This window comes from Xenorhabdus bovienii, assembly GCF_024721015.1.
In the GTDB taxonomy this organism is placed as follows: Bacteria; Pseudomonadota; Gammaproteobacteria; order Enterobacterales; family Enterobacteriaceae; genus Xenorhabdus; species Xenorhabdus bovienii.
The window spans coordinates 15,924-36,786 of the sequence record NZ_JANAIF010000010.1 but is presented as its reverse complement, the minus strand read 5'-3'; the positions used below and the strand labels follow the sequence as shown (position 1 = coordinate 36,786).

Below are 20,863 nucleotides of genomic sequence, written 5' to 3'. Positions count from 1 at the left end.
TAACAATGACCCATTTTTTGTATATAGTGATAATCAGACAACAGATGTGGCAATCCAGATAATTCTCCCATTTCTGATAATAGGTTTTATGTCGATTAAGTGGCAGAATAGTGGATCACGCCCATTTAAGTCGTTGGATGAGAAAAGTGAAAATTCTGGTTGATGAAAATATGCCTTACGCTGAACAACTTTTTCAGCAATTGGGCGAAGTACAGGTAATTCCGGGGCGCCCAGTCCCTGCGGGTGTTCTGGAACAGGCTGATGCCTTTATGGTGCGTTCTGTCACTAAAGTTAATGAATCCTTGTTGAAAGGCAGTTCTGTTAAATTTGTGGGTACTGCCACTGCGGGGATGGATCATGTTGATCAGCAATGGTTGTCGCAGGCAGGAATTGGCTTCTCAGCCGCGCCGGGATGCAATGCGATTGCCGTTGTTGAGTATGTGTTTTCTGCACTGATGTTATTGGCGGAACGGGATCAATTTCAACTCAAAGATAAAACTGTCGGCATTGTCGGTGTGGGTAATGTCGGGGGGCGTCTGGCTGACCGGCTGGCTGCTTTGGGCGTGAAAACCTTACTGTGCGATCCTCCTCGTGCCGATCGTGGGGATGAGGGTGAATTCTGGCCGTTGGAAAAATTAGTACAGGAAGCGGATATTCTGACTTTCCATACCCCGCTTAATAGATCTGGCCGTTATCAGACTTATCATCTGGCCGATGCAGAATTACTTTCTGCATTACCGGACAACCGAATTTTGCTTAATGCCAGCCGTGGTGAAGTGGTTGATAATCAAGCACTACTTTCAGTATTACAAAGTGGGAAAAAATTACGTGTTGTGCTTGATGTCTGGGAACCAGAGCCTAACCTTTCATTACCCTTGCTGGCTTTGGTTGATATCGGTACACCCCATATTGCCGGGTACACTCTGGAAGGCAAAGCACGTGGTACGACTCAGGTCTTTGAGGCTTACTGCGAATTTCTGGGGCAGCCGCGCAGGGCGGAATTGTCCGACCTTTTGCCTGAACCTGATTTCAGCCATATCACCGTACATGGTGAAGTGACACAAAGCATCCTGAAGCGCTTGATACATTTAGTGTATGATGTGCGCCGTGATGATGCACCACTACGTCAGGTCGCTGAACAGGATGGCGCTTTTGACCGATTGCGTAAAAACTATCCAGAGCGCCGGGAATGGTCTTCCCTGACGGTGAATTGTGACTCAGAAAAAAGCGCCCAATTACTGTTTGAAATTGGGTTTAACGCTAAAGTGATTTAATACAGGCAGGCGTTCCTGCCTGTCAGCAAAATAAAAGATGTGGAGAAAACTAACATGTCAGAAGGCTGGAATATTGCGCTCTTGGGTGCAACAGGCGCAGTAGGTGAAGCGATATTGGCGTTATTACAGGAGCGCGAGTTTCCGGTTGGTGAACTGCATCTTCTTTCCAGTGAGCAAAATGCTGGGAAAGTTCAGCGTTTTAGCGGTAAAAGCATCACCGTTTATGATGCTGCAGAATTTGATTGGTCACAGGTACAACTGGCGTTTTTTGCCGCGACGATGGAAGCAACGGCACAATATGTTGAAAAGGCAACGGAAGCGGGCTGTCTGGTAATTGACAGCAGCGGATTGTTTGCCGCAGAGCCCGATGTACCGCTGGTCGTACCGGGAGTTAACCCACACGCTTTGGCTGAATATCGCAACCGCAACATCATTGCTGTGGCGGACAGCTCAACAAGCCAGGTTTTGACGGCCATTAAGCCATTGATCGATGTTGCAGGTGTTGCATGTATAAATCTGACCAATATATTGCCGGTTTCCGTACATGGTAAAGCCGCCATTAATGAATTGGCAGGGCAAAGTGCCCGTTTATTGAGCGGCATTCCGCCGGATGAAAGTCTTTTTAACAAACAATTGGCTTTCAACTTGCTGCCTTTATTGCCTGATGCCGAAGGCTCAGTACGCGAAGAGCGTCGCATTGTCGATCAAATTCGCAGAATATTACAGGACGAAGGGCTGCCCATTTCAGTCAGTTGTGTTCAATCTTCGGTTTTCTACGGAATTGCTCAGATGGTGAGTGTGGAAACGCTGCGTCCAGTCGGTGTAGGAGAAGCTCGTGGAGAACTTGAACGTTTTGCAGAAATTCAGGTCTCAGAAGAGGGGGATTACCCCACTCAGGTCACGGATGCATCCGGCAGTGACAGGTTGAGTATTGGCTGTCTGCGTAATGATTACGGTATGCCGGAGATGCTGCAATTCTGGTCTGTTGCCGACAATATCCGTTTTGGCGGTGCACTGATGGCGGTTGAAATCGCAGAAAAACTGATGCAGGAGCAATTTTACTGATGTCTGATGCAGAGCTGAGTCAGTCTGTACCAGAGGCAAAAAAAGTGAAAATTGCACTGGGGATTGAATATGATGGCAGCCGCTATTATGGTTGGCAGCGCCAGCAAGAAGTAAAAAGTGTACAGGAATGTCTGGAAAAAGCCCTGTCAAAAGTGGCAGATGAACCGATTTTTGTTTTCTGTGCAGGCAGAACAGATGCGGGGGTACATGCTACTGGGCAGGTAGTACATTTTAAAACCTCGGCACAACGTAAAGATGCTGCCTGGACAATGGGCGTTAGTAGCCATTTGCCACCCGATATCGCAGTGCGCTGGGTAAAAACGGTGGATGATGAATTTCATGCCCGTTTCAGCGCAACGGCACGCCGCTATCGATATATAATCTTTAATCATCGCTATCGCCCTGCGGTGTTAGCACAGGGCGTCACGCATTTTCACTATCCATTGGATGAGAGAAAAATGCATGAAGCGGCACAGAGTTTACTGGGAGAGAATGATTTTACTTCTTTCAGGGCAGTACAGTGCCAATCTAATTCACCGTGGCGCAATATGATGCACATTAATGTCAGCCGGCATGGGCATTATGTGGTGGTGGACATTAAAGCGAATGCATTTGTTCATCACATGGTGCGTAATATTGTTGGCAGTTTGCTGGAAATTGGTTGTAGTAATCAGGATATCGGCTGGATGGCTGAACTATTGGCACTGAAAAACAGAACAAAAGCGGCGGCAACAGCTAAAGCTGAGGGATTATATTTAGTTGCGGTGGATTATCCTGAGCACTTTGGTTTACCTGAACCCATTATGGGGCCGTTGTTTCTAGCTAATGATTTAATCTGACATTTTCAAAATGTGACAGGGATGTTCGAGCATAACGAGGAATATTATGGAGTTTTTAACTCATTTTGTTGATTTTACTAAGTTCATTGTCGATTTTATTTTACACATTGATGCACATTTGAAGGAATTGGTCAGTGATTATGGCAATTGGGTATATGGCATCTTATTCCTGATCATATTTTGTGAAACGGGTTTGGTGGTCACGCCATTTTTGCCGGGAGATTCGCTGCTGTTTGTGGCAGGCGCGTTGTCTGCATTAGGCTCCAATGATCTGAATGTACATATTATGGTGGCGTTGATGATTACAGCGGCGATTATTGGTGACGCTGTAAACTATACAATTGGTCGTATTTTTGGTGAAAAATTATTTACCAACCCGAATTCAAAGATTTTCCGCCGCAGTTATTTGGATAAAACCCATGAGTTTTATGAAAAACACGGTGGAAAAGCGATAATTCTGGCACGATTTGTGCCAATTGTTAGAACATTTGCACCGTTCGTTGCGGGAATGGGGAAAATGTCTTACCGCCATTTTGCTGCTTATAATGTAATCGGTGCATTTATATGGGTGCTATTATTCACTTATGCCGGTTATTTATTCGGTGATATGCCAATCATACAGCAGAACCTGAAATTATTGATTGTTGCAATTATCTTTATTTCTATCCTGCCTGGCATCATTGAAATTTGGCGCCATCGACGAGCTGCATCCAAAAAAGCAGTAGATGGCAAGTAGATAACCGTTAGTAAGTTTGAACAGTTTTTTATCCACTCTGTAATGGCATTGTGGTTTAATGGCACGTAAAACAAAAGCTGGCATAGGCCAGAATCAGACGGAAAGGTTCATTAATGAGCTGGATTGAAAAGATTCTAAATAAAAGCAAAATCATGCAAACTCGTAAGGCAAGTATACCTGAGGGAGTTTGGACAAAATGCGATAGTTGTGGTCAGGTACTTTATCGTGCTGAATTAGAGCGTAACCTTGAAGTGTGCCCGAAGTGTGATCACCACATGCGAATTTCAGCCCGTGAGCGATTGCACACATTTCTGGATGAAGGAACCGGTATCGAATTAGGCAGTGAACTGGAACCTAAAGATCTGCTGAAATTCCGCGACACTAAAAAATACAAAGATCGTTTGGTAGCAGCTCAGAAGCAGACGCAGGAAAAAGATGCGCTGATCGTGATGAAAGGCTCATTGTACAAAATGCCAATTGTGGCAGGAGCATTTGAATTTACCTTTATGGGTGGCTCCATGGGCTCTGTAGTCGGTGCGCGCTTTGTCCGCGCTGTCGAACAGTCACTGGAAGACAACTGTCCATTCGTCTGTTTTACTTCCAGTGGTGGCGCACGGATGCAGGAAGCGCTGATGTCTTTGATGCAGATGGCAAAAACCAGTGCCGCGCTGGCGAAAATGCAAGATCGTGGCCTACCTTATATCTGTGTCCTGACCAACCCGACTATGGGTGGAGTGACTGCAAGTCTGGGAATGCTGGGTGACATCAACATTGCTGAGCCTAAAGCATTGATTGGGTTTGCTGGCCCTCGTGTCATTGAACAGACCGTGCGTGAAAAATTGCCGGCAGGCTTCCAACGCAGTGAGTTCCTGCTGGAAAAAGGCGCAATTGACATGATTGTACGCCGTCCAGAAATGCGTGAGAAAATAGCCAATTTGCTTTCGATGTTGACTCGTCAGCCTCATCCCGGCGCAAAAGTAGAAACGGTAGCGGAGATGGTTGTTGAACCCGCTGATGTTGAAACTGATATAAACATCAATCCTAATAAAGAAGATGTCTGATATATTGCAAATTCCTCAAGCCACGTCGTCACTGATGACGTGGCTTTCCTATCTTGGAAACCTGCACGCAAAAGCCATTGATATGGGGCTTGAACGTGTGGGAGCACTCGCCGATCAGTTAGATTTGCTGCATCCGGCGCCGAAAGTCATCACCGTGTCCGGCACGAATGGTAAGGGGACGACTTGTCATACCCTTGAATCCATTCTACTGGCCGCTGGCCTGAAGGTCGGAGTGTATAGCTCCCCGCATCTGGTGCGTTATACCGAACGGGTACGTATACAGGGTAAAGAGCCGACGGAACAGGATTTCTGCCGTGTATTTGCGGACATTGAAGCCCAACGTGGTGATATCACATTAACCTATTTTGAATACGGCACTTTGGCTGCGTTACAGCTTTTTAAAGAAGCTGATCTGGATGTCGTGATTCTCGAAGTGGGGCTGGGCGGGCGTCTGGATGCGACCAATATTGTGGATTCAGATGTTGCGGCAATCACCAGCATTGCACTCGATCATATCGATTGGCTGGGTGCGGATCGCGAACATATTGGCCGTGAAAAAGCAGGTATTTTCCGTCAGGGGCGTTTTGCCGTGGTGGGGGAGCCGGATATGCCACATACCATCGCTGAAGTGGCTGATGAGCTGGGGTCGAAATTATTTCGTCGCGGTGTTGACTGGGATTTCTCACAGGATGCGGACAGTTGGTACTGGCGCACAGGAGATCAACAGTTCAGTGAATTACCCGTCCCCAATCTGCCTCTGGCGAACGCTGCAACAGCGATGGGAGTGATTTACTGTTTGTTGCAGCAGGATGATAACGTCAGTCAGGCCATTAATGAACGAACGATCCGTGAAGGGTTAAGCAAGGCCCAGTTACCGGGGCGTTTCCAAATCGTCAGGGAAAACCCGCTGGTGATTTTGGATGTGGCGCATAATCCCCATGCAGCAGGTTATCTAGTACAGAAGCTGGCAGAATTGCCCCGCGAACCAAACAGTAAGATCCGCGGTGTCGTTGGTATGCTGGAAGACAAGGATATAGTGGGTACGCTTGCTTGTCTTGCCCAGCAGATTGACGAATGGTACTGCGCGTCATTGCATGAATTCCGTGGGGCAGAAGCAACCATGCTGGCCGAACATCTTGGCGATGCCCGAACATTTGTGGACGTTGAGCAGGCATGGCATCAGGCCATGGCAGAAGCCTCAGCGCAGGATATCATCGTGGTCTGCGGCTCTTTCCATACTGTTGCTCATGTTATGGAGGCACTGGCGGAGGTGAAGGAAGGTGGCAAGTAAATTTCAAAATCGTTTAGTTGGAACCATCGTTCTTGTGGCACTGGGTATAATTGTGTTACCGGTGCTATTTGACGGCGATAAGAAACATAATGAAAGCCAATTTGTTTCCATTCCGCTGGCACTAAAGCCTGGTGATGAAGAAGATATCGATTTGATCGCACCCCTGACGCAGGATATGCCATCGACACCACCGGAAGGGGCGGCGGAAGCGATGGCAAAGCAAGCACAAGAGCTACAGCCAGATATGCTGTCCAGTTCGTTATTGTCAGAGCCTGCGCCAATGGCACCACCGCCTGTGGAGATCACACCAGCGCCCAAAGCGACGGTTAAATCTGAACCCAATCCTCAGCCAAAGGTGGAAGTTAAGCGGGAAACGAGGGCTGAAACCAAACCTGAAACTAATCCTGAAGCTAAGTCTGAAAGCAAATCCACGCCAGTGAAGGCGCCGCAGGGAGTGGCATATGTTGTTCAGCTTGGTGCATTGAAGAATGCGGGTAAAGTGGATGAGATTGTGGCGAAGCTGCGTCTTTCGGGTCATCAGGTCTATATCATTCCTTCTTCTCCAGTACAGGGAGCATTGACGCGGATTTATGTCGGGCCGAATGCATCAAGGCAAGCCCTTGAATCCAATTTGCCTGAATTGAAAGAATTGACGGGTTTGCAAGGGCAAATCAAAAACTACAGTCCCTGACCTTATTGGTGTCTTACGGGAAGTGTTCTGCTTCCCGTCGTGATAGTTACAGGTTAGGCCCTTGCGGCGATTGTCGTTTTTGAACCTGCTGCGAATTATTTTCAGTAGAGTGAGAAATCTGCTACGCAAACGTTTTCGTTTTCTGTTAGAATGCGCCCGACCTGAATGTCGGGAGCCTGTTTTGGATTAAAATATGGTCTGGATTGATTATACAATTATTGCCATCATTGGTTTCTCGGCACTGGTTAGCCTGATACGTGGTTTTGTTCGCGAAGCGCTCTCACTGGTCACTTGGGGATGTGCTTTCTTTGTTGCAAGTCACTTCTATACTTATCTAGCGGTTTATTTCACCCGCTTGGAAGATGAACTGGTGCGTAATGGGGTAGCGATTGCTATCTTATTCATTGCAACACTGATTGTTGGCGCGGTCGTAAACTATGTGATTGGTTCACTTGTTCAGCGAACAGGCCTGTCAGGTACTGATCGGGTGCTGGGGATCTGTTTTGGGGCACTGCGTGGAGTATTGATTGTTTCTGCCATTCTATTTATTGCAGATTCTTTCACACCGCTCCCTAAAAGTGAGGACTGGCAACAGTCACAACTCATCCCACAGTTCAGTCAAATTATCAGGTGGTTTTTTGACTACCTGCAAAATTCGTCTAGTTTCCTGCCGGAGAAATTACCCTCTCCGCTTGGCTGATGAGGAAAAACTACATGTGCGGTATTGTCGGTATCGTCGGTTTTACACCGGTTAACCAGTCGATTTATGATGCATTAACGGTGCTTCAGCACCGTGGGCAAGATGCAGCAGGCATTGCAACTATTGATGGTAACAATGAGTTCCGTTTACGCAAGGCCAATGGTTTGGTCAAGGACGTGTTTGAGACACGGCACATGCTGCGTTTACAGGGAACGACCGGAATCGGACACGTCCGTTACCCAACAGCGGGTAGTTCCAGCGCCTCTGAAGCGCAGCCTTTTTACGTGAATTCTCCCTTTGGTATTACACTAGCGCATAACGGCAATCTGACAAACGCACATAAGTTGAAAAAAATGCTGTTTGAACATGCCCGCCGCCATGTTAATACCACATCAGATTCTGAAATCCTGCTCAATATTTTTGCCGATGAACTTACCCAATTCCCGGATTTTCCACTGGAGCCGGATGATATCTTTGCGGCGGTTGCAGCGATGCACAAGAAAATCCGTGGTGCTTATGCCTGTGTTGCCCTGATTATTGGACATGGCTTGGTGGCTTTCCGTGATCCGAACGGTATCCGGCCTTTGGTTCTGGGGAAACGCACGCTGGAAGATGGGCGCAATGAATATATGGTCGCATCGGAAAGCGTGGCACTGGATACATTGGGTTTTGAATTCCTGCGTGATGTGGCTTCTGGCGAAGCGATCTACATCACTGAAAAAGGGCAGTTATTTACCCGCCAGTGTGCAGAAAATCCTGCATTAACGCCCTGTTTATTTGAATTTGTCTATTTTGCCCGTCCTGACTCCTTTATTGACAAAATATCGGTATATAACGCGCGGTTACGAATGGGCAGGAAACTGGGCGAAAAAATTGCCCGCGAATGGGAAGATCTGCATATTGATGTCGTGATCCCTGTTCCTGAAACGTCTTGTGATACCGCACTGGAAATAGCCCATATTCTGGATAAACCCTACCGTCAGGGGTTTGTCAAAAACCGTTATGTGGGACGCACCTTTATCATGCCCGGCCAGCAGGAACGCCGTAAATCGGTTCGTCGTAAACTGAATGCCAATCGTGCTGAATTCCGTGGTAAAAATGTCTTGTTGGTAGATGATTCCATCGTACGCGGTACGACATCAGAACAAATTGTGGAATTAGCTCGCGAAGCTGGCGCTAAGAAGGTCTATTTTGCTTCGGCAGCACCGGAAGTTCGCTTCCCGAATGTCTATGGCATAGATATGCCTAATGCTAATGAACTGATTGCCCACGGTCGAGAAGTTGATGAAATTCGCCAGCTCATCGGTGCTGATGCGCTGATATATCAGGATCTCAACGATCTTATTAATGCGGTGCGTGAAGAAAACCCTGATATTGAAAAATTCGAATGTTCTGTATTTGATGGCATCTATGTTACGAAAGATATCGACCAGATTTACCTCGATTATCTGGAGAACCTTCGTAAAGATGACGCCATGAAATTGCGTGGGCAGAGCGAAATTGAGGATCTGGAAATATATAATGAGGGATAATAACATCTTTATTATCATCAAGTTATTTCCAATATCTCAGAGGGAAGCATGAAAAGATTGATTGTCGGGCTGACGGGAGCAAGTGGCGCGATTTATGGCGTCAGATTATTGCAGGTCTTGCAGTCGGTTGAGGGCATTGAAACGCATCTGGTCATCAGCCAATCCGCCCGGCAGACATTGGCACTGGAGACGGATTATACGCTGCGGGATGTGCAGGTACTGGCTGATGTGGTGCATGACAACCGCGATATCGCAGCTTCTATCTCTTCAGGGTCATTTAAAACCTTAGGGATGGTTATCTTGCCCTGCTCGATAAAAACCTTGTCGGGTATCGTGCATAGTTACACTGATGGCTTGATCACCCGTGCTGCTGATGTTGTTTTGAAGGAAGGGCGCAAGCTGGTATTGAGTGTCAGGGAAACGCCTTTGCATTTAGGGCATTTGAGATTAATGACTCAGGCGGCTGAAATAGGGGCGGTGATTATGCCGCCTGTGCCGGCATTTTATCACCGTCCCGATCACATTCAGGACATTATTGACCAGACGGTCAACCGAGTACTCGATCAGTTTGATATCGAACTGCCACAAGATTTATTCAATCGTTGGCAGGGAGCGAAACAAATTGAAGTTTAAGGCGAATTAGCTTCCGCTTTTAATAAATCTTTGAAGGCTTCCTCTAATTCAAAATAGCGGAAGCCGAATCCCCCTTCTTCCAACCGTTTGGGAATAGCCTGCTGACCACCTAAAACCAGCATAGCAGCCTCCCCCATGATTATTTTTAATACAAAGGCAGGCATGCGAATGAAAGCGGGGCGATGTAGCACGTTCGCCAGTGCTGCACTAAACAGATCATTATGAACAGGATAAGGGGCTGTCATGTTGAACGGGCCGCTCAGTTCAGGCGATACCAGCAGGTAATAGATACCATTGACCATATCATCAATGTGGATCCAAGGCATATATTGCTTCCCATCACCCATTTTACCGCCTAAACCCAATCGAAACAGTGGCAGCATTTTTTTCAGCGCTCCGCCTTTACTTGCCAGCACAATGCCTGTCCGCAGCAGGCACACTCGGGTTTTTTCACTTTCCGCCTGTAATGCCAGTGTTTCCCACTGCTTACAGAGCTGATGGGCGAATTCGTCATGAGGAAGATCATTTTCAGAGACTACCGCTTGCCCCTGATTGCCGTAATAGCCAACAGAGGAACCGGAAATAAATACAGAAGGCGGAAATTCACTGGCATTAATCAAATGACTTAATTTCTCAGTGAGTTGCCAGCGGCTTTGGCAGAGTTTTGTTTTTTGTGCTGATGTCCAGCGCTTATCTGCAATGGGTTCACCCGCAAGATTGATGACTGCATCAAAATCATTCAGGTTATTTTTATTTTTCAGTGTTGCCCAACATTCAACTTGTTCGGAGAACAGAGAATATACCTTTTGTGGAGAACGACTCAAAATGGTGATGGAATGGGAAAGCGAAAGTAATTGGCAAGTTAATCGATAACCAATCAGCCCCGTACCCCCAGTAATTAAGATACGCATAGCCACCCCCAGTGACCAAAGTGACCAAATAGATAGTCGGTTATTGACTATAGCAGGGGATGGCCTGCGTAACAGCGAAAAATGCTGTTATCTGTTAGCAGTATCAAGTTTTTCGGTGAAAAATTTTGTCGTTAGCCGAGTAAGCATGATTAGCCATTGTTGTATGCGGCTTGTGTTGCAGGGCGTTGTTCAATTTTCTCAAGCCATTTTTCAACCGCAGGGTAATCATTCAGATTAATTTTTTGATGTTCATGACATCTAGCCCACGGATAGGTAGCGATATCGGCGATACTGTACTCATTTCCACCAAGATACGGCGTTTTTTCCAGTTGGGTATTCAGAACATTGACTAAACGCCGTGATTCTTCCATATAGCGATTAATGGCATAAGGTACGACTTCAGAAGCGTAATGATTGAAATGGTGATTTTGGCCGAGCATAGGGCCAAAGCCGGCAACCTGCCAGAATAGCCATTGCAATTGCTGATTGCGTTCACGCACATCCTTGCTCAACAGTTGACCGGTTTTATTCGCCAGATAGAGCAAAATAGCGCCTGACTCAAAGATGGAGATGGGTTCTCCTCCATCAGCGGGTTGGTGATCAACAATTGCCGGAATTTTATTATTAGGCGAAATGGCCAGAAATTCGGGTTTGAATTGTTCGCCGGTGCTTATATTGATTGAATGGACAGTGTAAGGCAGGCCGACTTCTTCGAGAAACAATGATATTTTATAGCCGTTTGGCGTTGGGGCATAATACAGGTCTATCATATAACCTCTGGTAATAATAACGGATGGATAAATATAGTTCCAGTACATTACCACTGGTTTGAGTTGCCTGTAAAATGCCATAAATCCGTCATTTCACTGTGCGTGGATTTATTTTATTCAGTTATGGCAATCTTTATCCGTTTTGGCCTTTTAATTAGGCGCGTTACAGTAGAAACTGGCATGCAAATCGTTTATTAAGGTTTTTAGGATGGTGCAAGAGAAATCAGTAGGTATTGAGTGGATTGATATCGTCAATGAAGGCAATGAAGTAATCGCGCAGGCGACTCGCCAGCAGATGCGTAGCCAAAACTTGAGGCATCGTGCGACTTACATTGTTGTGCATGATGGTATGGGCAAAATTCTGGTTCAGCATCGTACAGAAACGAAAGATTTTTACCCTGGAAGATTGGATGCAACGGCCGGTGGCGTGGTCATGGTGGGAGAAAACATGCTTGATTCTGCCCGCCGGGAAGCGGAAGAGGAGCTGGGGATCGCGGGTGTGCCTTTTGCTGAACATGGGATCTTCTACTATGAAGAAAAATCCTGCCGGACATGGGGAGGGTTATTTAGTTGTGTCAGCCATGGGCCGTTTGCATTACAGGAAGAAGAAGTTTCGGCTGTTTACTGGTTGTCGCCAGAAGAAATTACTGCCCGTTGTGATGAATTTACGCCGGATTCTCTGAAAGCCCTTTCTTTGTGGCTAGCGCGTAACAGACAGACGGAACTGCCTGAAAATTGATGACATAATGATTTTCATTACCCCTTAATATGCAAGCTCCTCTTTACGAGGAGTTTTTTATTTGTCTCTTTTACAAGTTAGCGGCATGAGCTCTAGTCGACATTATGATTGATGACCTTGGAATATATCCCTTATTAATATTCGGATTATCGCTGACTAATTAATAGATGTATGTGAATAAAAATGAATAAAATAGTTTAGTCTACTGTTTCAAAAACGCCCTTTATAAATTAGAAAATTTTACTATTTACGGTGATTGAAAATGAAAATTATTATATGTAGTATCGAATTTAATTAAATAAGAATTCTAAGTAAATTAAATCAATAGATATGATTAAAGCATTAATTGCAAATCATGAGATTCAGATGCTCATTACTGAATGATCCTAATTGATGCACTCATAGTGAAAATGATTAGGTAAGTATGATTAAATAAGTATGATAATATAATATTAAAATTATTTATAAAATCATACAATTAGTATGATTTTTTCTTACGGATCTATTAAAATAAATTATCGACAATAATTAACTAATCTTCTGTATTATAATGGTTTAATATTCTTTTTTTTGCCAGTTTACCAGTAATTGCGATTTTATATATTAATGGCTTGTTATTAACTGTTTGTTTTTTTTAAAAAAACAAAAAATACATACGTTTCAGGTGGTTTTTTTAAAGAATTGAAAGAAAAATAAATTAAAGGTATACCAATATAGCGTTAAGGAAAAACGCCAGAATTTTATGTTCCAAATGATATTCATAATCAATTTTGTAACATGGTAAATGACACATATAAGATGATCACCGTTGTTAAGATTGTAACAAGGAAAAAGCTTTATGATTGTATTTAACCTCAAAAGAGGTCTAACCATGATAAATTATGCTAATACTATTTGGCATATTATTATTAATACTGCTATTGTTGGTGGAATTTATTTTTTCCTGATAAATATATGGCGAGTCACTCCATCTATTGGTGATTATTTGATCTTGTTTTTATTTGTTTTTTGCATTAGAGTTTTTGTTGAAATAATTTATGATAACATCAAGGCCTTTTCTTCGAAACACCTTAATCAGACCCTGTTAAATAATGTTATAGCATTAATTGAATTTAAGGGAAGTTATCGAGGTTTTTATCAGGTATGGGGACTGATTACCCTCTGTGTGCTGGCGTTTCATATTTTATTAATCCTACCTTTTTACTCCTTATTATCAAAAATAAGATTTTTGTCATGGTTTGTTAGTGGTTTTTTATTTTGTTTATTGTCACATAACTTTTTTATATTAGTTTTAAATTATTATCTTGTTGATTTTTGTTATAATTTATTTTCGAACGTTATTATTTCACTAATCGTATTTTAATCGGTCGGAATGAATTATATTATTCTGTGATGGCCTTTGTGTTTTAAATAGCAACGAATACTGATCGATATCAAAGAAAACATATTGTTTTTAGATAAAGATAATTGAAGTTGATGGTAGTATAAAAATAGCTATAACAGGCAGTGTAAAAGTAGCTATAACAGTTCAAACACTGTGCTAAGGAAAAAAAGAATAAAAAAATATCCCAGAAAAATATATGTAATATTCTTACAAGAATATTTCGGTAATCTACTTTGGCTAATATATGGCTCGATCATATATCGAGAATATATTGGGTAGGTACAGATTTTTTTCTGGTTGAGTATGGCGGTGAAAACACTCAACTCAGTATATAAAAATATATGCTGATTACGGGCGTGTTTTATTCAATACACGAGGAATGTATGTCTGAGACATATTTTTTGCATGATAGGAAAGTTCGTGGGGATATAGCGATCGTTGGTATGGCCAGTCATTTTCCTGATGCTCCAAATTTGTATAAATTCTGGGAAAATATCATTGGCAAAAAGGACTCGCTGACTGATATCTCTACCATGTTAGGAGACGAATATTGGCAAAAAGAGGATTTTTACGATCCCAACCCGGCAGTGGCAGATAAAACTTATGGTCATCGTGCTGGCTTTGTGCCTCCGATTGACTTCGATCCGGTGGAGTTCAAAATTCCACCCGCGATTATTGACTCAATTAGTACGGCGCAGTTATTTGCACTCTATGTTGCTAAACAGGCCATGCTGGATGCGGGCTTGGTTGGACAGGAAAATAGCAGGGTAGACCGTGATCGTATCGGTGTGATTTTAGGTGGGGCAGGAAATGGCAACACGTCATTTTCACTGGCTTCACGCCAGCAGTCACCTTATTTGCGTAAAATTATGGTCAAATCCGGCCTGTCAGAAAAAGTGGCAAATGACATCATCGAACGGATGCATGGCATGTACCTTGAATGGACTGAAGACAGTTTCCCAGGTTTTTTGGGTAACGTCGCCTGTGGCCGGATTGCCAGTTATTTTGATCTCGGTGGCACGTCTTATATGGTAGATGCTGCCTGTGCCAGCAGTCTTGCGGCAATCAAGGCCGCTATCGGTGAACTGCATTCTGGTAGTTGTGATGCCGTGTTAACAGGTGGCGTCAATTTGGAGAACTCCATTTTTTCATTCCTGTGTTTCAGTAAAACGCCGGCATTGTCAAAAAGTAATTTATCCCGTCCTTTCGATCAGAGTGCTGACGGCATGATGCTTGGCGATGGCGTAGGAATGCTGGTACTGAAACGTCTCGAAGATGCAGAACTGGATGGTGACAGAATTTATGCTGTCATCAAGTCCATTGAAGCTTCCAGTGACGGCAGAGCCAAGAGTATTTTTGCCCCTCGTCTGGAAGGACAGGCCAAAGCGTTGAGGCGGGCTTATGCCAGCGCAGGGCTCTCACCCAATGATATTCAATTGGTTGAGGCGCACGGCACGGGTACGGCATCAGGCGATGATACCGAACTAAAAAGCTTACACACTGTGTTTGGTGAATACCAGGTGCCTGCAAAATCGGTGGCAATTGGCAGCATCAAGTCCCAGATCGGCCATACTCGTTGTGCCGCAGGCGCTGCGTCTATGATGAAGGTCGCGTTGGCACTGCATCATAAAGTCCTGCCTCCCACTATCAATGTGGGTAAGCCGACAAACTTGCTGAAAGCAGAAAACAGCCCGTTTTATGTCAACAGCGAAGCCAGGCCGTGGTTGCGTTCATTCAGCAGTGCACCGCGTCGTGCGGCATTGAGTGCCTTTGGTTTCGGTGGCACCAATTTCCATGTCATTCTCGAAGAGTATGAAAAACATACGCATGGACGTTATCGGCTGAATGAGTCACCTTGGATCATGTTGTTTAAAGGTCATAATCCGGCGGAATTGCTTGCGCAGTGTGAAGAAGCTCTGATCCATTTCAGTGGTAACTTGCCTGATATCGCCATCCGCCAGCATCTTGAGCAGCAGGACATTGACAGCTTACAGCCGCAACAGGCCAGAGTGCTGTTTGTCTCTCAATCCGCAGAACAGACAGTTGCCTTGTTGTCGATTGCCATCAAACAGTTGCAGCAGAATAGCGCTCATGGTTGGGAACATCCGCGCGGGATCTATTACCAGCCCCAAGGAAAAATGCTGGATGGCAAAATTGTCGCTCTGTTCCCCGGTCAGGGGTCGCAGTATGTCAACATGGCGCGCGACGTTGCCAACGATTACCCCGAAATGCGGCAATCGCTGGAAACACTGGATGATGTGTCCATCAATGAATTAGGGCATGAACTATCGCCGGTGATTTATCCCGTACCGACATTTTCAGATGACGAGCGTCAGGTACAGCAACAACGGCTGATGGACACGGCTAATGCCCAGCCAGCATTGGGCGTTATCAGTGCAGGTTATTTCAACATTTTGAAAGGGATGGGATTCGCCCCTGATTTTGTTGCCGGACACAGTTATGGTGAAGTCACGGCACTCTGGGCGGCAGGGGTGCTTTCCGATAAGGATTTCCACCGCGTTTCTCTTGCCAGGGGCTGGGCTGCGGCATTTGCCAGCGATCACCGTGGGGCAGATACTGATGCTGGCGCAATGCTGGCCGCGTCGCTCAACCCTGCACAACGCGCACAGATTCTGGAACGCTATACCGGCATTATCATTGCCAATGACAACTCTCAGCAGCAGGTGGTATTCGGCGGTGCGACTTCCCTGATTCACCAGCTCCATGATGAGTTGAAAAAACGTGATGTGCATTGCCGTATTCTGCCGGTTTCAGCCGCTTTCCATACCGCATTTATCCAGCCGGCTTATCAGCCTTATCGTGAACGTCTGGCGGGTATCAATTTCCAGTCACCGCAATGCAGACTGTTCTCCAGTGCAACAGCGGAACCGTATGGAAATTCTCCGCAGGCGATTCGGGAATTGTTAGCGGAACAATTGATTAAGCCAGTGCAATTCCGCCAAACCATTGAAGCCATTTACCAGCAGGGTGGTCGGTTGTTTGTCGAAGTAGGGCCTAAAGGGGTCTTGGGCAAATTGGTAGCCGATATCCTGAAAGACAAAGAACACGAGGTTATTTCCGTTAATCCCAATGACAAAGGGGAAGATCGGTTACAGTTTGCCCGTGCTCAAGCCAAATTGCTGGCGGAAGGTGTCAAACTCAGAGAAATAAATCAGCACATACGCCCCCAACCGATAGCGGAAGACAAAAGCAAACGTCTGACGTTCAGAATGAGCGGGGGTTTCTACCTGTCCCAGAAAAATAAGGCACGACGCCAACGTGCGCTACGTGATGGCGACAGCGCGATTGTCGAGCAATTTATCGCTGAATCTGCACCTGTACCGATGGCTCCGGTTATGCCTTTGCATTCCCAAAAAGAAGTCAACATCAAAGAAGAGCATTCAGGCAAAGAAGTCAAACCAACACAAGAAGTACATCCAACAAAAGAAGTTGTGGTAGAAAAAGTTGAAAATAAAGTCGAAAAAATCGCCGAAAACAAAACAATTTCTGCCCAATTTATTCAACAAAATATGCTGACAATCATTCAAAGACGAGAGAGCACGATGGAACAGAACAACCAGTTGAGTGAAAACGTAGATGTAAACATGTTAAATGGACTGTTGCAGGCTCAACAGGTCATGAGCCAGCTTCACCAACAATTTCAAGCTAACCAGAAAGACTATATTCAACTGCTGGGGATGTTGTTGGATAAACAATATACCCTGCTGGAAACCTGTAAGGATCATCAGAACCTGCCGAGCATGTTATCCAGTCTGAGTCAGAGTGTTCAATTACTGGACAAGAACCTTGAACTATATCATTCCAACCATGAACACTATTTCATGGCTCAGCAGAGCTTGTTCCAGTCCGGGCAAGTGGCACCGATGATAGCACCTACTCACCGTACGTCATCGCCTGTGGTGGATTATTCCGCTCTGGCCAAAGTGACCGCTTCGGCGACAATAGAACCTGCTCCAGTATCAACGCCAGCGCCAATTCCAACTCCGATTCCGACAACTGCCCCAGCGGTGAAGGTTGACACGGCTCCTGTAAAGGGATCCAAGCCTGTGGACACGATAAAGGAAATTGAGCCAGTGCGTTCAATGGTGCCAGAAATGCCTGTCATGCCATCAGTGGTAGAGGAACCTGTTAAGCCAATAGTGAATGAAACACCTGTCAGTCAGCCTACACTTGTAGTGATTGAGACAAAGGCGAAAATCCTTGATCCCGAAGTAGAAAAACAGTTCCAGCTCTTGTCACAAATCACTGAAGAGAAGATTGTCAACCAATTGATCTCCATCGTCAGTGACAGAACAGGTTATCCGCAGGATATGATCACGCCAGAAATGGATCTGGAAGCTGATTTGGGCATTGACTCCATTAAGCGGCTGGAAATCTTTGGTGCGATGTTTGACGCGTTCTCTGCGAACGTGGGTCTTTACAATGAAGCTTCAAGAAATAAAGATCTGGAAAACTTCGAAGTCGATTCCTTGAGTAATATCAGCAAGATGGGCGTGTTCTTTAAGCAAATGCTTGACGACGTCATGAATGGCTTGCTCGGCAACGGGGGTGATGAAGTCGTGGCAGAGCAATCACTGCCATCAGTCGAAACCCGTGAACACGCAAACACCAAAAGCAACGTTGTCCCTGATAGCGGGGGAGCAACAGGCAAATTACAGTCTCTCGGATTTTTCACATCAACAGTAACTTCACCTGAGGTTGACAGCGTAAAAAAGCCATTAGCTGAACCGCAACTGATTGTACCTTCTGTGGTTCAGCCTGCACTAAAGAATGAAATTGTCTTAAATGAAGAAGAGTCTTTTGCCGGCTCACCCGTTTCGCGTTTTGCCGTGGTGAAACAACCCCTGCCTATGCCAGATCGTCTACAGGGGGTGTTTTCATCCCCTAAACGCTGGCTGGTCGTTGATGAGGGGACAACCACCGTGGATGACGTAGTGAACGCACTCAGGCAACAGGGACAGCAGGTTGCTGTTCTGATGCTGGAGAAAAACCAAGCTGTAATGAGGGACGAAGCAGCGCTGGACATGGCTTTGGCAGACATTGAGCAGCAACATGGCACGATTGAGGGCGTTATTTACTTGCAGACACCTAAACAGAGCGTTAAGGCGTTAGCTGATGTGTTTAATGAACAGGATTACCGTTCAGTTGAAACCACGTTCCTGCTGGCAAAACGTCTGCAAGGAAGCCTTAACCATGATGAACAGAAGACCGGTTATTTCATGGTTATCATGCGCGGTGATGGTGAGTTACTCACCTCTGGACGGGAACACCTGTCTATCGTTTCGGCTGGGCTCACAGGGCTGACTAAGTCTCTGAATATTGAATGGAAAAATGTCTTCTGCCGAACAGTCGATATTGATGCCAGAGTCAAAGACAGCGATGCGGCGAAGATGGTGGTAGAAGAGCTTCAAGATAGCCGGACTGATATGGGGGAAGTGGGACGGGGCGTGAATGGCGAGCGTATGACATTGGCACTGACAGAAGAAAATGTATTGTCAGCGACATCTGTCAATCAGGTCAACGCGAGTGATGTGCTGGTTGTAACGGGAGGTGCTCGCGGCATTACTGCACAATGCGTTATTGAATTGGCGAAACAGAGTCAGGCCACTTTCATTCTGCTTGGGCGTACGGATATGACCGAGCCATTGCCGAAATGGGCAGAAGGCAAAATTACGCAGGATGAGCGCAAAACTGCGGCCATGGCTTACCTGAAAGCGCAGGGTGTTCAGCTTACACCCGTTAAGATTAATGGGATGTTGAGCCGCTTGACGCATATTGATGAAATCAATGGCACATTGCAGGCAATCAGACAGGCTGGGGGACGGGTCATGTACCTGCACTGCGATATCACTGATCCAAAGCAAGTGAAAATCGCACTGACCAAAGCACAGCAGCAACTTGGGCAGATAACGGGTCTGATTCATGGTGCCGGCAATCTGGCGGATAAGCGAATTGAAAAAAAAACACTGGCAGATTTACATTCGGTCTTTAATGCCAAGGTCAAAGGGCTGGAAAATCTGTGCCGCGAATTAGACTTTACATCCCTGCGCCATATTATGTTGTTCTCATCGGTTTCCGGTTTCTTTGGCAATGCCGGGCAGACCGACTACTCGTTGGCGAACGAAACACTGAATAAATTTATCTACCTGCCTTTCAAGGGTAAAAACAGTCAGATAATCCGTTCAGTGAATTGGGGACCGTGGGATGGCGGTATGGTCAGTGATGTTCTCAAACGGGCATATGACGCACAGAACATGGCGATTATTCCGCTCGAAGAAGGCACTCAACGTTTTGTGCGTGAGTTCCGGGATCCCGGTTCACTCCAGATCACGATTGGCGGGGCAAACTACAAGGCTGAGAAGACAGTTAAGGTGTTGGGTATCGGAGAGCAGGTTGACCGTCAATTGAGTCTCGATAAGAACCCGTTCTTGTATCACCATGTTATCGAGGGTAAATCCGTATTGCCCATGACGGCGGCGATTGCCTGGATGGCGCGGATCTGTGAAGATCGTTTCCCCGGCTATCAACTGGAAACCATCACTCATTTCAAAGTTCTGAAAGGTATTGTCTTTGATAACGCGCTGGCTGAATCTTACTGTGTGGCATGGGTTCCGAGTACATTTGATGAATCGGGTGATGGGCGGTTGGCACTGAATGTTGTCATTACCAGTAAACGAATGAAACATTATCAGGCGACCTTGATCCTGAGCCTGCAAAGCCGTGAAGCGAAGCATGAAGCAGTCGGTATCGATCTGAACGCTGAGGTTCCGCAGACGTTGCCATTCTATGGCGGTGTCGGGGGAGAGGGCATGCTGTTCCATGGGGAATCATTCCATGGTGTCCAGAAAGTCGTCCATGTTGATGATGATCATATTACATTGAAGTGCTGTGTTATGCCGGTACAGCTTGAAATGCAGGGGCAGTTCTCGACCCGTTTATTTAATTTGTTCATTAACGATATTGCTTTTCAATTGCCTGCAATGTGGTTGCTGCAACGAAATGAAATGTGTTTACCCAATGCAATTGAAAAAATAGAACAATATGCTGAGTTGAAATTTGGTCAAGAATTCTACGCGTCAATTGAAATCAAGAACCAAATATCAACAGAAATAATAACAGATATTATTTTTTATGATGAACAAGGCTATATTTATAGTCGGTTTCATAATGCAAAATTTACCGTGTTTGTTGAATAGAGGAAATTATCTTTCCTCAG

Annotated in this window: 15 protein-coding genes; 13 read left to right on the top strand and 2 right to left on the bottom strand. The window is 45.5% G+C overall.

Annotated elements, in window-relative coordinates:
• Positions 1-146: 146 nt before the first annotated feature.
• The 10 genes from pdxB (at position 147) to NXS07_RS04670 (ending at position 9,822) form a co-directional block, all read left to right on the top strand.
• A complete protein-coding gene (gene pdxB / locus NXS07_RS04715) occupies positions 147-1,274 on the top strand; it encodes a 4-phosphoerythronate dehydrogenase PdxB (protein ID WP_258086276.1) in 1,128 nt (375 codons plus the stop codon).
• Between the two features lie 54 nt (positions 1,275-1,328).
• Entirely contained in the window at positions 1,329-2,339 is a 1,011-nt protein-coding gene (locus NXS07_RS04710) for an aspartate-semialdehyde dehydrogenase (protein ID WP_258086262.1), read from the top strand.
• Positions 2,339-3,178, top strand: coding sequence for a tRNA pseudouridine(38-40) synthase TruA (gene truA / locus NXS07_RS04705; RefSeq protein ID WP_258086261.1), 840 nt, complete (start codon positions 2,339-2,341; stop codon positions 3,176-3,178). The genes NXS07_RS04710 and truA overlap by 1 nt, the downstream gene beginning before the upstream one ends.
• 46 nt (positions 3,179-3,224) lie before the next feature.
• Positions 3,225-3,914, top strand: a complete 690-nt coding sequence (locus NXS07_RS04700) for a DedA family protein (protein ID WP_258086260.1) — start codon at positions 3,225-3,227, stop codon at positions 3,912-3,914.
• Between the two features lie 113 nt (positions 3,915-4,027).
• Complete coding sequence (gene accD, locus NXS07_RS04695) at positions 4,028-4,975, top strand: acetyl-CoA carboxylase, carboxyltransferase subunit beta (protein WP_258086259.1); 948 nt, start codon at positions 4,028-4,030, stop codon at positions 4,973-4,975.
• On the top strand, positions 4,968-6,266 hold the full coding sequence (folC, locus tag NXS07_RS04690) for a bifunctional tetrahydrofolate synthase/dihydrofolate synthase (RefSeq protein ID WP_258086258.1): 1,299 nt from the start codon (positions 4,968-4,970) through the stop codon (positions 6,264-6,266). The genes accD and folC overlap by 8 nt, the downstream gene beginning before the upstream one ends.
• The gene (gene dedD, locus NXS07_RS04685) at positions 6,256-6,957 is read left to right on the top strand and encodes a cell division protein DedD (protein WP_258086257.1); all 702 of its coding nucleotides are present in this window, start codon (positions 6,256-6,258) and stop codon (positions 6,955-6,957) included. Before folC ends, dedD begins: the two co-directional genes overlap by 11 nt.
• 193 nt (positions 6,958-7,150) lie before the next feature.
• Positions 7,151-7,657: a colicin V production protein gene (gene cvpA / locus NXS07_RS04680; protein ID WP_038207526.1), complete on the top strand. Its 507-nt coding sequence runs from the start codon at positions 7,151-7,153 to the stop codon at positions 7,655-7,657.
• Between the two features lie 14 nt (positions 7,658-7,671).
• Complete coding sequence (gene purF / locus NXS07_RS04675; RefSeq protein ID WP_258086256.1) at positions 7,672-9,189, top strand: amidophosphoribosyltransferase; 1,518 nt, start codon at positions 7,672-7,674, stop codon at positions 9,187-9,189.
• Between the two features lie 48 nt (positions 9,190-9,237).
• Entirely contained in the window at positions 9,238-9,822 is a 585-nt protein-coding gene (locus NXS07_RS04670; protein ID WP_238125662.1) for a UbiX family flavin prenyltransferase, read from the top strand.
• Here NXS07_RS04670 and NXS07_RS04665 read toward each other — a convergent pair.
• On the bottom strand, positions 9,819-10,733 hold the full coding sequence (locus tag NXS07_RS04665) for a TIGR01777 family oxidoreductase (protein ID WP_038192268.1): 915 nt from the start codon (positions 10,731-10,733) through the stop codon (positions 9,819-9,821). The two genes, NXS07_RS04670 and NXS07_RS04665, sit on opposite strands and share 4 nt — an antisense overlap.
• 149 nt (positions 10,734-10,882) lie before the next feature.
• Positions 10,883-11,503 carry a glutathione binding-like protein gene (locus NXS07_RS04660; RefSeq protein ID WP_038218789.1) on the bottom strand — a complete coding sequence of 207 codons (621 nt, stop codon included), beginning with the start codon at positions 11,501-11,503 and terminating at the stop codon, positions 10,883-10,885.
• Positions 11,504-11,711: 208 nt separating this feature from the next.
• Here NXS07_RS04660 and yfcD point away from each other — a divergent pair, with 208 nt between their 5' ends.
• The 3 genes from yfcD (at position 11,712) to NXS07_RS04645 (ending at position 20,843) form a co-directional block, all read left to right on the top strand.
• Positions 11,712-12,242: an NUDIX hydrolase YfcD gene (gene yfcD, locus NXS07_RS04655; protein WP_038218790.1), complete on the top strand. Its 531-nt coding sequence runs from the start codon at positions 11,712-11,714 to the stop codon at positions 12,240-12,242.
• Positions 12,243-13,080: 838 nt separating this feature from the next.
• Entirely contained in the window at positions 13,081-13,605 is a 525-nt protein-coding gene (locus tag NXS07_RS04650; protein ID WP_258086255.1) for a DUF6347 domain-containing protein, read from the top strand.
• A 404-nt stretch (positions 13,606-14,009) separates the two neighbouring features.
• Complete coding sequence (locus NXS07_RS04645; RefSeq protein ID WP_258086254.1) at positions 14,010-20,843, top strand: type I polyketide synthase; 6,834 nt, start codon at positions 14,010-14,012, stop codon at positions 20,841-20,843.
• Positions 20,844-20,863: the final 20 nt, after the last annotated feature.